At 49.4% G+C, this 13,066-nt stretch carries 11 protein-coding genes; 9 read left to right on the forward strand and 2 right to left on the reverse strand.

The genetic code is table 11. The features are described 5' to 3' along the window. Positions 1–9: 9 nt before the first annotated feature. Positions 10–1,005: a phosphotriesterase family protein gene (locus EHT87_RS24785; protein ID WP_124909355.1), complete on the forward strand. Its 996-nt coding sequence runs from the start codon at positions 10–12 to the stop codon at positions 1,003–1,005. Positions 1,006–1,065: 60 nt separating this feature from the next. Here the strand turns inward: EHT87_RS24785 and EHT87_RS24790 are convergent, their stop codons facing one another. After that, positions 1,066–2,901 (reverse strand): DNA polymerase III subunit gamma/tau, encoded by a 1,836-nt coding sequence (locus EHT87_RS24790; protein WP_124909356.1) that lies wholly within the window; start codon positions 2,899–2,901, stop codon positions 1,066–1,068. Positions 2,902–2,961: 60 nt separating this feature from the next. Next, complete coding sequence (locus EHT87_RS24795) at positions 2,962–3,573, reverse strand: DUF6962 family protein (RefSeq protein ID WP_124909357.1); 612 nt, start codon at positions 3,571–3,573, stop codon at positions 2,962–2,964. A 179-nt stretch (positions 3,574–3,752) separates the two neighbouring features. Between EHT87_RS24795 and sucD the strand changes: the two genes are divergently transcribed. The 8 genes from sucD (at position 3,753) to porN (ending at position 13,046) form a co-directional block, all read left to right on the forward strand. Then, positions 3,753–4,631, forward strand: a complete 879-nt coding sequence (gene sucD / locus EHT87_RS24800; RefSeq protein WP_124909358.1) for a succinate--CoA ligase subunit alpha — start codon at positions 3,753–3,755, stop codon at positions 4,629–4,631. A 106-nt stretch (positions 4,632–4,737) separates the two neighbouring features. Continuing rightward, positions 4,738–5,898, forward strand: coding sequence for a DUF4271 domain-containing protein (locus EHT87_RS24805; RefSeq protein WP_124909359.1), 1,161 nt, complete (start codon positions 4,738–4,740; stop codon positions 5,896–5,898). 39 nt (positions 5,899–5,937) lie between these two features. Continuing rightward, positions 5,938–6,723 (forward strand): uroporphyrinogen-III synthase, encoded by a 786-nt coding sequence (locus tag EHT87_RS24810; RefSeq protein WP_124909360.1) that lies wholly within the window; start codon positions 5,938–5,940, stop codon positions 6,721–6,723. A gap of 246 nt (positions 6,724–6,969) precedes the next feature. Continuing rightward, positions 6,970–7,938, forward strand: a complete 969-nt coding sequence (locus EHT87_RS24815; protein WP_124909361.1) for a PorP/SprF family type IX secretion system membrane protein — start codon at positions 6,970–6,972, stop codon at positions 7,936–7,938. A gap of 306 nt (positions 7,939–8,244) precedes the next feature. After that, positions 8,245–9,294, forward strand: coding sequence for a T9SS ring complex lipoprotein PorK/GldK (porK, locus tag EHT87_RS24820; RefSeq protein WP_374756041.1), 1,050 nt, complete (start codon positions 8,245–8,247; stop codon positions 9,292–9,294). Positions 9,295–9,382: 88 nt separating this feature from the next. Continuing rightward, complete coding sequence (porL, locus tag EHT87_RS24825; RefSeq protein ID WP_124909363.1) at positions 9,383–10,213, forward strand: type IX secretion system motor protein PorL/GldL; 831 nt, start codon at positions 9,383–9,385, stop codon at positions 10,211–10,213. A 119-nt stretch (positions 10,214–10,332) separates the two neighbouring features. Continuing rightward, positions 10,333–11,928 carry a type IX secretion system motor protein PorM/GldM gene (gene porM, locus EHT87_RS24830; RefSeq protein ID WP_124909364.1) on the forward strand — a complete coding sequence of 532 codons (1,596 nt, stop codon included), beginning with the start codon at positions 10,333–10,335 and terminating at the stop codon, positions 11,926–11,928. 62 nt (positions 11,929–11,990) lie between these two features. Continuing rightward, complete coding sequence (gene porN / locus EHT87_RS24835; protein WP_124909365.1) at positions 11,991–13,046, forward strand: type IX secretion system ring subunit PorN/GldN; 1,056 nt, start codon at positions 11,991–11,993, stop codon at positions 13,044–13,046. The last annotated feature ends 20 nt before the right edge of the window (positions 13,047–13,066 follow it).

Below are 13,066 nucleotides of genomic sequence, written 5' to 3' on the forward strand. Positions count from 1 at the left end.
TTCAGCAGGATGAAACGTCGGCTTTTTTCGAAAATGCTACTGGCGGCCGGGCTTTGGCCGGTTTTTCAAAAAAAGCCGACGATCAATACCGTTACCGGTTCCATTCAGGCGTCGAAACTGGGTTTGACGCTTGTTCACGAACACCTTCTGGTTGATTTTATTGGGGCTGATAAAATCAGTCCCGAGCGATGGCTGCGACAGGCGGTGGTGGCCAAAATGCTGCCGTATTTACAGACGTTACGACGCCTGGGGGTTCAGACGCTGATTGACTGTACGCCCGCCTATCTGGGCCGGGATCCGTTGGTATTGAAGGAGTTATCGGAAAAGTCCGGCGTTAACATCCTGACGAATACCGGGTATTACGGGGCGTCAAACGATAAATTTCTGCCCGCCCACGCCCGAACCGAAACCGCCGACCAACTGGCCGATCGCTGGGTAGCCGAATTTGAGCACGGGATCGAAGGTACCGGAATCCGGCCCGCTTTTCTGAAAATTGGCGTCAACCCCGGTCCCTTGTCCGAACTGCACCGCAAATTGGTTACGGCAGCCGCCCGAACGCATAAACGCACCGGCCTCACAATTTGCTCCCATACCGGACCGTACGTTCCGGCTTTTGAACAGCTCGATGTTTTGAAACAGGAAGGCGTCGATCCGTCGGCTTTTGTGTGGGTCCATGCGCAGGGGCAGCATATGGCCCACTACGCCCGCGCCGTTCGCGAAGGGGCCTGGGTGAGTCTGGACGGACTGGATGACAAGAACGTCGGTCAATACGCCGAAACCCTGCTGCTGATGAAGGAAAACCGGTTTTTGCACCGGACCCTACTCTCGCACGATGCCGGCTGGTACGACCCGGCCCAACCCGACGGCGGCTCCATTGGTCGGGATTATACGGTATTGTTCAACCAGTTGATGCCGCAGTTAAACCGGAAAGGGTTCACGAAGAAGGACTGGAAGCAAATTCTGGTGGAGAATCCGGTGAAAGCGTTTTTTAATGATGAATTATGAATGATGAACGATGAATGTATGTGTCAACCATTCATCGTTCATCATTCATAATTCATCATTTTAATAATCAACATCCAGGCCCAGCGTTCGTTTCAACTCTAGCAGGGCGGGGTTCTTTTCGGCCAGGTAATTGAATTTATCCTGGGGCGTGTAAATCATTTTGCGGGTTTCCTGTAGCGCAATGGTATGAACCAGTTGAATCTGGGAGTTTTGTAATTCCTGCCGGAGATAGGTGAGCAAATCCTGGCGCAAATCATTCAGAAGGTCGGCTTGCAGCGAGTTGTCGAGGGCGATGTGAATGGTGGTCCCTTCCAGAAGAAATTCCCGATTCAGCATCACCTGCTCCGTTCGGGATCCGTCCTGCTGATCCCGAAGGCGGGCATACGCCTGCCAGACGGCTTTCAATTGCTCAAAAATGAACGGTTTATCCACTTTTGGCAGTTCGGGAGCCTCCGCTAAAGCGGTTGCCACGACACTCGAAATGGCCGGAACCGGCCGGTCGATGGACACCAGATTGCTCGTGGTCCGTAGCTTACTGCTGACCGGTTTTGGTATGTCAGCAACAACCGGAGCGCGTTCCGGCAGCGGTTTTACGGTCCCGTTGCCGTTCGGCTGGGGATGATAGCCGTTCGTTGGCTCGTTCGTGTGGGAGGGAAGCGCAACGGGTTCGGGGTCAGAAGTTAGAGGGCTACTGTCGGCTGAGCTGTCCTTTTTTTTTTCGGCCCGGTCCGCACTCCGGGGTTCTTTTTTCTCCGAATCGCCGGTCGGCGCTGGCAAAGCCGTTAAGTCCAGCACGTTCGGCAGGTTGGCCAGTTTCATGAGGCAAACCTCCACGTGAAGCCGCTGATTCTTAGCCGATTTGTAATTCAGGTCGCATTGCGCACCGACACTCAGGGCCGACAAAAGAAAGCTCAGGGGGGCTTCGGCGGCTTGTTTGAGGTACTTCTGCTGGATGCTTTCGGTCACCTGTAACAGCTGAATGGTGGCGGCATCCTTGCAAACCAGCAGGTTCCGGAAATGCTCGCTCAAGCCAACGATGAACTGATGGCCATCGAAGCCCTTCCGCAGAATTTCGTCGAACAACAGCATGCTTTGCGGCAAATTAGCCGCCAGTACCAAGTCCGTCAGTCGGAAATAATAGTCGTAGTCGAGGATGTGGAGATTTTCCAGAACCTCTTTATAACGCAGAATCCGGTCTTCCGAAAACGTGACATTCAGGTCGAACATCGAAAGGGCATCCCGCAAACCGCCATCGGCTTTCTGGGCGATGAGTTCCAGGGCTTCGTATTCCGTCTGAATGCCTTCCTTTTGGGCAATGCTGGCCAGATGGTCGCTGATGTCGCGCGGCTGAATCCGGTTGAAGTCGAAGAGCTGACAACGCGAAAGGATCGTTGGCAGGATTTTATGCTTCTCCGTGGTGGCCAGAATAAAAATGGCGTAGGAGGGAGGTTCTTCCAGTGTTTTCAGAAACGCGTTGAAAGCGGCCTGTGACAGCATGTGAACCTCATCGATGATGTAAATTTTATAATTACCCGACTGGGGCGGATACCGGACCTGATCGATCAGATTCCGGATGTCTTCAACCGAGTTGTTGGAAGCGGCATCCAGTTCGTGAATATTGAACGACGCGTTCTGATTGAAACTCACACACGATTCACACTGATCACAGGGTTCAACCGCATCGCTTTTGCCGAGATTCTGGCAGTTGATGGTCTTGGCCAGAATGCGGGCACAAGTCGTTTTTCCAACCCCCCGTGGTCCGCAAAACAGAAATGCCTGCGCCAGGTGATTGGTTAAAATCGCGTTTTTAAGAGTGGTCGTAATGTGTGCCTGTCCGACGACGGTATCGAAGGTAGCCGGACGGTATTTCCGGGCCGAGACAACGAAGTTATCCATGTCGGCAAGTTAGCCAAAAAAAACGGTCTGCCGTAGCGGTCAAAGCCCCGCGGGTCAAAATTACTTTCCGCCCGACCGCTTGTCCCAACTCATGTTTTGGGCCGATTTTCCGAAGCAAAGCAGTGATAATGAAAGGGTATAGTGATAGAAATCAACCGGATGGATGGGTAAATTTTTTAGCTGACCCAGCCGGATCGCCAGCGCCAGAATCATAACCGCTAAAACAACCCAGGAGGCTCGGGGGTCCCGGCGCACAACGCCCAGAAAGGCGATCAGCAGAACGATTACCATGCCCATCGAGGGGATCACGGGGGTGAAAGCGCCCACTGTAGGATTCAGCAGGAGCACAAGAAACAACCCGATTCCCAGTGAAACGGTTATGATAAATCCCTGTCTCGTAATTTGCTGTTTCTGAATTAACCCCCAAACGCCAACAATCACACACACGACCCCCAGACTCCCCGCCAGTGTTTCCAGCGAACGGTGTAAGGGCACAACGCCCTGGATGCCCGCGAACAGGAGAATGCCGATCAGGGCCGTCATCGAAATCGTGATTAGAAAGAGTCCCCACAACACCCGATTGTACCAGCTCAATGCCTGAAAATACCGCCAAAAAACCCAGATACCTGTAAACGCCAGCACGGCATCTGACACCATATTTGATAAGTTCATATGGGAAATAACAATTTTTCAGGAAAAAAGGCAAAAAGGAGTGAAGAGTTAGGATACCTCAACCCGCCCTTCACGCATAACTCTGCACTCTTCACTTTTTTGTTTAGCCATTTCCGTCTACTTTTGCGCGGTTCCAAGAGCTTATACCTTCACACGCATAGCACAGCTTTTCATTCATCATGAGCGTATTAGTTAACAAAAATTCCAAGGTTATCGTCCAGGGCTTTACGGGCTCTGAAGGTTCATTTCATGCTCAACAGATGATCGAGTATGGTACGAATGTCATTGGCGGGGTTACCCCGGGCAAGGGCGGACAGACCCATCTCGACCGACCTGTTTTCAACACCGTGAAGGAAGCTGTTGAAAAGGGCGGGGCTAATGTCTCGATCATCTTTGTGCCACCGGCTTTTGCTGCCGATGCCATCATGGAAGCCGCCGACGCCGGTATCAAGGTGATTATCTGTATAACAGAGGGTATTCCGACGAAAGACATGATGATTGCGAAAGAATATCTGACGGGGAAAGACGTACGGCTGATCGGGCCGAACTGCCCCGGTGTGATGACGGCGGAAGAGTGCAAAGTGGGCATTATGCCCGGTTTTATATTCAAAAAAGGGACCATCGGCATCGTTTCCAAATCCGGTACCTTGACCTACGAAGCCGTTGATCAGCTTTCGAAAGTAGGATTGGGCCAGACCACGGCCATCGGTATCGGCGGTGATCCGATTATCGGCACAACCACCAAAGAAGCCGTTGAATTGCTGATGAACGACCCCGAAACGGAAGGCATCGTAATGATTGGTGAAATCGGTGGGGGGATGGAAGCCGAAGCCGCTAACTGGATCAAAGCCGACGGAAACAGAAAGCCGGTGGTGGGTTTCATTGCCGGTCAAACGGCTCCAAAAGGCCGCCGGATGGGCCACGCCGGTGCCATCATCGGTGGTGCGGATGATACCGCAGCCGCTAAGATGCGTATTATGGCCGAATGCGGTATTCACGTGGTCGAATCACCGGCACTGATCGGTGAAACGATGCTGAAAGCACTCGGAAAGAATTAACCAGTTAAGAATTAAGAGTTAAAAGTTAAAAATAGGATGGAGCGCTTTCGGGATTCATGCGTCAGCTATTTTTAACTTTTAACTCTTAATTTATAATTCCTGTCTCGTGCGGATTCGTTTTATTTTGTTCTCATTGGCCCTGACCCTGTGGGCGGTGGGAAGTCGTGCGCAGGGAGTAGGGCCAAATCAGCAGTTTTTTCCCGTCCACGACTTCCGCAACGACTGGCTGGTCTACGACCAGTCCTACAAATCGTACGTGCCTTTCATCGATGAGCAGCACGCTCTGGTTTCTTCCGTTAGTTTTTTTCTGGATATTGAAAGTAATCGCCGGTATAATCTCCTGATTTCGACCCGGCAGGATGGGTATTTATTTATCGATGCGGCCCTCAAGCGCAAATTAATCGCCAACGAGTGGCTGGTGCTGAATCTGGATAGTCTGTACCGGGCCTATCGGAAACCTGAACTGTTCCTAACGCTCCACGGCAGTCCCGGTGTCGACGATAAAATGGTATTTATCGGCCACCGGAAATCGGCCGCCCAGAAAGACGTGGTGGTAACCGACACCCGGTTAAGTATTTTACCGCGCCGATTGTCGGTGTATACCAATTTCTTCACGTTGTGTTTGCTGTTCATCGTCGCCATCAATGCGTACCTGTTCAATTTTCACCACCGGGCCTTCCTCCGTTTTTTCAATCTGGCCGACCTGCTGTCGGTGACAGTTCGCGATGAATTGTTTTTGGTCAATCGCCCGTTGAGCCGGACCAATCTGCTTTTTTTAATGAATCTGGGTTTTATTACGGCTTATTTATACCTGATTATCCAGAGCAAAAACATCGATTTATTTCTGTCAAGAGCCTTGCTGCTGCGGGGGCAGGGGCTGCTGGATCTGACGATTACCTTTTTCGAACTCAGTATTCTGGCCTTTTTGCTGCTTTTGGCAAAATATCTCTTTATCGTGACGATTGGCGGTTTATACCGGCTGGAGGAGGTTGTGAACTTGCATTTCTTTAAGGTCATACAATCATCTTTACTCTTCTTTACGTTTGGTGCCATTAGCGTGGCCACCATTGCGGCTAACTCGTCCATGACCGGCACCTGGCCGAGTATGTGGCTGATTGTTCCCTTCGTGGGGTTTTATATCATTCGGCTGGCCTTGTTATATGTTGTCATTGCAAACAAAGCGGTTATCAAAAATCTGTATTTATTTTCGTACCTTTGCATCGTTGAATTGATACCGCTAACCATTGGGGTTCGGTTCGCACTGTAACCATTGGGCAAGCTTTAAACACAAAACGCGAGGTATTCGATGAGTGAGATTTCTGCTAAGTACGACCAGGAAAGGCTGACGAAAGTAGCCAGCATCTTAGTTACTCAAGCCCGACCTGCCGACACTAATTCGCCCTATTTCCAGATTGCAGGTAAATATAATCTGCAGATTGATTTTCGTCCTTTTATCCAGATTCAGGGCGTTTCCTACAAAGACTTTCGAAAGCAGAAAATCAACATCCTCGACCACACGGCTATTATTTTTACCAGCCGGAATGCGGTCGATCACTTCTTCCGAATTTGTCAGGAAGCTAAACTGGAAATGCCGGCCGATATGAAGTATTTCTGCGTAACCGAGCAGACTGCCAACTATTTGCAGAAGTACATTGTCATTCGGAAGCGAAAAATCTTTACGGGAAATAAAACCGCTGCCGATCTGTTTGATCTCATTCGGAAGCATAAGAACGAGAAATTTCTGTTTCCCTGCTCCAACATCCGCGGAAACGATATTCCGGATTTTATGGATACCAGCGGTTTGCACCTGTCCGAAGCGGTGATGTACGAAACCGTACCCGCCGATCTGTCGGATCTGGATATTCATTCGTTCGATATTATTGCTTTTTTCAGCCCGTCGGGGGTCAATTCATTGCTGCATAACTTTCCGGAATTTACGCAAAATGGCATCCGGATGGCGGCTTTTGGACCAACTACGGCGCGGGCTGTTACCGATGCCGGATTTATTCTGGACATTGAAGCCCCTTTGCCCAATGCGCCGTCGATGGCGGGGGCCTTGGAACTGTATATGAAAAAGGCCAATAATCATTGACGGGCCGAGCGATTCTGCCCTGGAATTGCGCTGATTGAATGAGCCGGGACCCTGATTGTTTTGCAATCAGGCCGATCACTCAATCGGCGCAATCTAGTTTTAAAGAGTCTCCTTTTTTATACCAATATTTTTGGAAAATCTCCGTTTAATAACTAACATGCGCTTAAGCGTGATTACCAACGGAGTGGACCGTTTCTCACTTTGGCAGGTCATTCAAAATTAATCTGGTGATTGCTCTGATATTTTATGAATCGTAAGTTCTACGTTGTCCTGCTGCTGGTGGCCTACGTGATAACGACTTCGGGCGTTGAGGCACAAGATCAGGATCCGCAATTCAGCTTGTATATGTTCAATCCGGTCTACTACAATCCGGCCGCAGCCGGTTCGGAGGGAGTTACCCGGTTTCAGTTGGTACATCGCACTCAATATCTTGGTTATCAGGGTACTTTTGACGAAGGAGGCTCCCCCAGCACCCAGCTGTTTTCATTTAATATGCCCTTAAGTAAAATCCACGGTGGGGTGGGTTTATACGCTGCCAATGAAACATTTGGTCCGCAGGGATTTCAAAAGATTCAGGCAGCCTATGCTTTCCGGTTGCCTGTGAAAAAAGGAATGCTCTCTTTTGGTGTCGAGGGAGGAATCCATAACCGGTCGATCAATTACGACCGGTTTCGGCCCAACGATCCCGGAGATCCGCTGATTCAGAACGGCCGTGTTAATCAGACGCAGCCTGATCTGGGCGCGGGCGTTTATTACAATTCGGACACGTATTATATAGGCGCGAGCATGAAGCACCTGACGCAGCCTGATTTTAAATTAGGAAACGACGTTGGGCTCAATCCGCTTTATCGTACGGCCTATCTGACGGCTGGTTACCGGTATGCCTGGAATGAACTGATTGATATCATGCCTTCCGCCATTTACAAATTCAACACCAACGCGACGTATTCATCCGTCGAAATCAGTGCGCTGGCTATGTATGACAAGCGCCACTGGGTAGGATTTGGCTACCGTCAGGGGGATGCTTTCACCGCCACCGCCGGAATTAGTTTGTTGCGGAATAATGCGCTGCGCTTTGGGTATGCTTTCGATTTTGTGGTCAGTAACCGCGATGCTAAAAGTCCAACTTCGCACGAAATACTGTTATCTTATTCCTTGCCTGAACCCCGCGCGGGCCGTAAACCAATCATCAGAACGCCCCGATTCCGTTATTGAAAGAACCATTACGAAACTGACAGCATTCCACCCCTGGTTTACCCTCCTAATATTGGCGTAATTATTGTTAGGCTGTTTAACGTCAAAGTGATAATTTTGAACAAATTAGTTGGATAGGTGGTAAAACTGATCGCATGTTGGTTTGACTTTTTTTGGAATACTAAATGCATTCAATCAATTCAAATGTACGTATACAATAAAATGCTTTATTTTCGTTCTAAGACTGGTTTGCACGCGAAACAGATTTTAACGTATCATACAACTATGAGTATTAAGTGGTTTACCGGCAACGCAGCCCGAGGGGTGATGGTGGTGGCAACGATTCTGCTGATGCAGGGTTGCGGGTTTATCAAATCAAAATTTGGTGGCGGAAAAGGAAAAGGAGAGGACGTCGGTGTCGTCAATGGTGAAATTACGGCCAACGGACGGAAAGGCTGGAAACAAACCACACCGTATGGTATGGTGCTGGTGCCGTCGGGTTCCTTTATGATGGGGCAGGCTGACGAAGATCTGGCCGCATCCCAGACCAACATGAACCGGCGGGTAACGATCAGCTCATTTTACATGGATGATACTGAAATTACCAACCATGAATACCGGCAGTTTGTCAATGCTTTACTCACCGATTCCGTTTCGGTTTTGGGTGAAGAGGAAATCATGACCAAGTATTATCCGGATACAACGGTTTGGAAGAATGACTTTACGTACCACAATGGCGATCCGATGCTGGAATATTACTTTTCGCATCCGGCCTTTGATACGTATCCGGTTGTTGGCGTAAGCTGGCAGGCAGCCCAGTATTTCTGTAACTGGCGCACGAACCTGTACAACGATTATCGTACGAAAGAAGGACAGTTTGTTTCGCCCCGCTATCGTCTGCCTTCGGAGGCAGAATGGGAATGGGCCGCCCGCGGTGGACGTAATTCTGCCAAATATCCCTGGGGTGGGCCCTACGTCGCCAATGGCAAAGGCTGTTATCTGGCCAACTTCAAGCCACAACGTGGAAATTTTGATGCGGATGGGTATCCCTACACGGCTCCGGCCAATGCCTACAATCCGAACGACTATGGACTGTATAACATGTCCGGTAACGTAGCGGAATGGACCCGCGATGCGTACGCAGAAAATGCAGCCGCTATCGTTTGGGATATGAACCCGGATAATCAGAATGCCGATGAACCCCGGAAAGTAGTGCGCGGTGGTTCATGGAAAGACATCGCATATTACCTGGAAACGGGAACGCGGTATTACGAGTACGAAAACAACAAGCGCTCCTACATCGGCTTCCGGTGTGTTATGGACAACCTCCAGGGACGAACCGCTTCCAAAGGGGCCCGGGCGTCGGCCCGTCGTTAATCCGGTTGGCTCCGGAGTTTAAACCGACTCAACTTCAATTAAGTACTAACAAAAACAACACAATACCCATTTAATTATTGCTTTAATCATGGCTAAAAAGAACGGTAACGGTTCAAGTGTTTTCTTTGACAAAATCCTTCCAACAATGTATAGTCTTGGTGCAGCCGTCGTTATTTTAGGCGCACTGGGGAAAATCCAGCACTGGGAAGGTGGAGGAACAATATTAACCATTGGTCTGCTAACTGAAGTTGCTATTTTTGTTCTGTTTGCTTTTCAAACGTTTGCCCAAAATACGCAGAAAGAACCTGATTGGTCGCGGGTATACCCGGAGTTGGCAGATGACTATGATGGTGAATTGCCACAACGTCGCCCGGCTTTACAAAGCAGCGGACTGACGGCCAATATGGATAAGATGCTGGCTGATGCGAAAGTTTCGCCGGATATTTTCGAAAAACTGGGTACGGGTCTGCGCAGTTTCACCGATACGGTTGGTAAAATGCGTGATGTTTCGGAAGCGACCATTGCCACCAACGAGTATACGCAGAACGTTCGGCAGGCAGCGGGTTCCATCAACGAAATGAACAAATCGTACGGAGTAGCGGTAACCTCGATGAACGCAATGGCCGACGCTACCCAGGATGCGAAAGAATACCGGATGCAATTCCAGAAAATCACGCAAAGTATGGGTGCGCTGAACGCCGTTTATGAACTGGAGTTACAGGATACCAACAAGCACCTGAAGGCCATGAATGCATTCTATGGCAACCTGACCAGTGCTATGGAAAATATGTCGGAAGCCAGTCGCGATACGCAGCAATTCAAAGGTGAGTTGTCGAAACTGACTAATAACTTGGCTTCTCTCAACAACGTATACGGAAGTATGCTGACGGCCATGCGGGGAAATACCAACGGCAAATAAGTAATCAATCGTTGAAGGGAGTTGACAGTTAACCAGCGGCAGGTTCGGTTAACTGTCAACTCACAGACTTCAAACGATACCTTTTTTATCTACATTACAAGTTACTCTACCATAAACTAATGGCAGGCGCAAAAGAAACACCCCGTCAGAAAATGATCGGGATGATGTATCTGGTATTGACCGCAATGCTGGCTTTACAAGTCAGCTCGGCTTTACTGGAGAAATTTATGTTATTGAATAATAGCCTCGAAACATCAACGGGGTCGGCAAACCGGATCAATCAGTCCACCATAGACAATATCAAGGCAACGGTTGACAAATCAGGCAACCGGGCCGCTGACGTAGCCGTTGTTAAACAAGCTGAAGAGGTTCGGACCATCACGGCTTCGATCATTAATGAACTGGATGTCATTAAGCAACAGTTAATTACTGAAGCGGGTGGCGGACTTGATGAGCAGGGCAGGCTCAAAAACCCCAATGAGGAAGACAAAGTCGGAATCATCATGGTTGGTGGCCGCAAAAACGGAAAAGCATACGAATTAAAAGAGAAGCTGAACCAATACACGCAGCAACTGCAAAAATATAATCCTTCGGCCAGGTTTACGCCTTTGGCCCTCGATGCCAAGGATGATCCCATTGCCAGCCGTTCAAAAGAACAAAAAAACAAGGATTTTGCCGAGTTGAATTTTGAACAAACTCCGGTTCCGGCCGCTTTGGCCGTGCTTAGTCAGCGTCAGTCCGACGTTCGGCGGATGGAAGGTGAAGTACTGGATTATCTGGCCAGCAAAGTAGGTGCTCAGGACATTAAGTTTGACAAAATTCTTGCTATGGTAAGTATGGAGTCAAAAGTTGTTGTGGCCGGTACCAAGTTTAAAGGAGAAATGTTCCTGGCGGCTTCATCGAGCGGTATTACGCCCCGGATGAGTCTGAATGGCGGTTCGGTTCGGGTAGAGAACGGTGTTGGTAAAATTGAATTTACCGCTCAGGGGGGAACGTATGACAAAAACGGGTTAGCTAAACGGGCCCTGACGGGTTCCATCAGCTACCAGGCTCCCGACGGAATGAAAACCGTTAATTTCAATCAGGAATACTTTGTCGCCAAACCATCTTACGAAATTGAAACGGCGTCCATGCCTCCTTTGTATCTGGGTTGTGCCAATAAGTTAAGCATTCAGAGCCCGCAGTTGGGAGCCTTATGGAACCCTTCGTTTTCGGCCGACGGAGCAACCGTTATAACCAGCGGAGAACGGGGCAAAATCACGGTTATTCCGAGCGCTGCGCAGGTTAGTCTGAATGTCAACAACGGCGGTAGTTTACTGGGGACCAATCAATTCAAGGTTAACAGAGTACCCCGGCCAACCTTGAGGCTTATCGTCGGAGGAGCAGAGTATGATGAACGTCGTGGTGCAGCTGTTTCCGCTGTTCGCAGCATACAGGTTCGGGCTATTCCGGATGAGAGCTTTAAAAACTTTATGCCGGACGATGCAAAATTCCGCGTAACTGGGTTTACCGTATCACTCGCTCAGGGAAGTCGGCGCGTTGCGGGTCCAATATCACTAGGACCTAACGGAGGCAGTGTCGGCAATTTGGCTGCCGAAGCTCAGCCGGGCATGCGCTATGTGGTTGAAGTTGAAGGTGTACAACGCCAGAACTTCCGGGGAGAAATTAGTGAAGTCCCTGTTACTCAGAAATTTTTCCCAATTAATTTGTACTAATTAGTACGAGAGCTGATAATTGATTCGTTATTGTGAAAGATAAAAGCAAAAAGCACAAGGTCATGAAACAGGCGGGAAGTGTAGCTTTAGCTGCGGTATTGGCAGTGATGGCAGGTGGGGTGGCACAGGCGCAGGAGCGGGATAATACAAAAACCAATCCGCTATCGGTTCGGGAAATCAATGAAAACGACATCATGATGAAGAAAACATTATGGCGTCGGGTGGACCTGAATGAGAAGCAGAACCAGGCGATGTTCTCGAAAAACAACCAGATTACCAAATACCTGATCGATGCGGTAAAAGCGGGCGTGCTGGTGGCCTATCCCAACGATTCGGTCAACACGCCCATGCAGGTTGAGAAATTTGCCGAAAAGCTGGCCGTTCCCGAACAAACCGTCGCGCTGACTGCTGAAGAAAAAGCCGCCGGTTTTGGCACCGAGGAAAAAACAAACGATGGTTGGGGCGATGCAAAAGATAAAAAAGCCGCTGCGAAAAAGCCGGTAGACGATGGTTGGGGAACCCCCGCGCCAGCAGCTGCCAAGGCTAAACCGGTCGACGACGGCTGGGGAACACCCGCTCCGAAGAAAAAAGCTACGGCCAAAAATACCAAAGGAAAGAAAGGCGTTAAACCCGCGCCCGTGGTTCCGGAAGTGCCGAAAGTAGACTCGAGCGCCATGGCAAAAGCCAATCCTTTTACGGGAATCGAACGTTTGAGTGACGAATTCAGTGTACTGGATATTAAAGAAGACTGGGTGTTTGATCGGAAACGGTCCCGTTTGTATTATGACATTCAAACGGTAGGCATCGTTATTCCGGCGGATAAAAGCCCGTCAGGTCTGGAAACCCAGGTCGCTTATTTCAAATACAAAGATCTGGACAAACTGTTCCGTAGCGATCCGAAGAAGTTTATCTGGTATAACTCACAAAACCAGGCTCAACATAAAAACCTGGCCGATGCCTTCGATCTGCGCTTGTTCTGGGGCCGTATTTACAAAGTATCAAATCCGAAAGATCGTGACTTGATCGGTCAGTATGGCAGCGAACGGGAGGGCTTAATGAAGTCTTACCAACTCGAACAACAATTGATGGAACAGGAGCACGGTTTGTGGGAATATTAATCACGAACGTGATTTCAAAA

The organism is Larkinella knui, from assembly GCF_003858645.1.
In the GTDB taxonomy this organism is placed as follows: domain Bacteria; phylum Bacteroidota; class Bacteroidia; order Cytophagales; family Spirosomataceae; genus Larkinella; species Larkinella knui.

Excerpts from the sequence above, each read along its gene's own strand:
- sucD (WP_124909358.1), top strand. The coding sequence starts at position 3,753 with ATGAGCGTATTAGTTAACAAAAATTCCAAGGTTATCGTCCAGGGCTTT.
- EHT87_RS24785 (WP_124909355.1), top strand. The coding sequence starts at position 10 with ATGAAACGTCGGCTTTTTTCGAAAATGCTACTGGCGGCCGGGCTTTGG.
- porN (WP_124909365.1), top strand. The coding sequence starts at position 11,991 with ATGAAACAGGCGGGAAGTGTAGCTTTAGCTGCGGTATTGGCAGTGATG.
- EHT87_RS24810 (WP_124909360.1), top strand. The coding sequence starts at position 5,938 with ATGAGTGAGATTTCTGCTAAGTACGACCAGGAAAGGCTGACGAAAGTA.
- porK (WP_374756041.1), top strand. The coding sequence starts at position 8,245 with ATGGTGGTGGCAACGATTCTGCTGATGCAGGGTTGCGGGTTTATCAAA.
- EHT87_RS24790 (WP_124909356.1), bottom strand. The coding sequence starts at position 2,901 with ATGGATAACTTCGTTGTCTCGGCCCGGAAATACCGTCCGGCTACCTTC.
- porM (WP_124909364.1), top strand. The coding sequence starts at position 10,333 with ATGGCAGGCGCAAAAGAAACACCCCGTCAGAAAATGATCGGGATGATG.
- porL (WP_124909363.1), top strand. The coding sequence starts at position 9,383 with ATGGCTAAAAAGAACGGTAACGGTTCAAGTGTTTTCTTTGACAAAATC.
- EHT87_RS24795 (WP_124909357.1), bottom strand. The coding sequence starts at position 3,573 with ATGAACTTATCAAATATGGTGTCAGATGCCGTGCTGGCGTTTACAGGT.
- EHT87_RS24815 (WP_124909361.1), top strand. The coding sequence starts at position 6,970 with ATGAATCGTAAGTTCTACGTTGTCCTGCTGCTGGTGGCCTACGTGATA.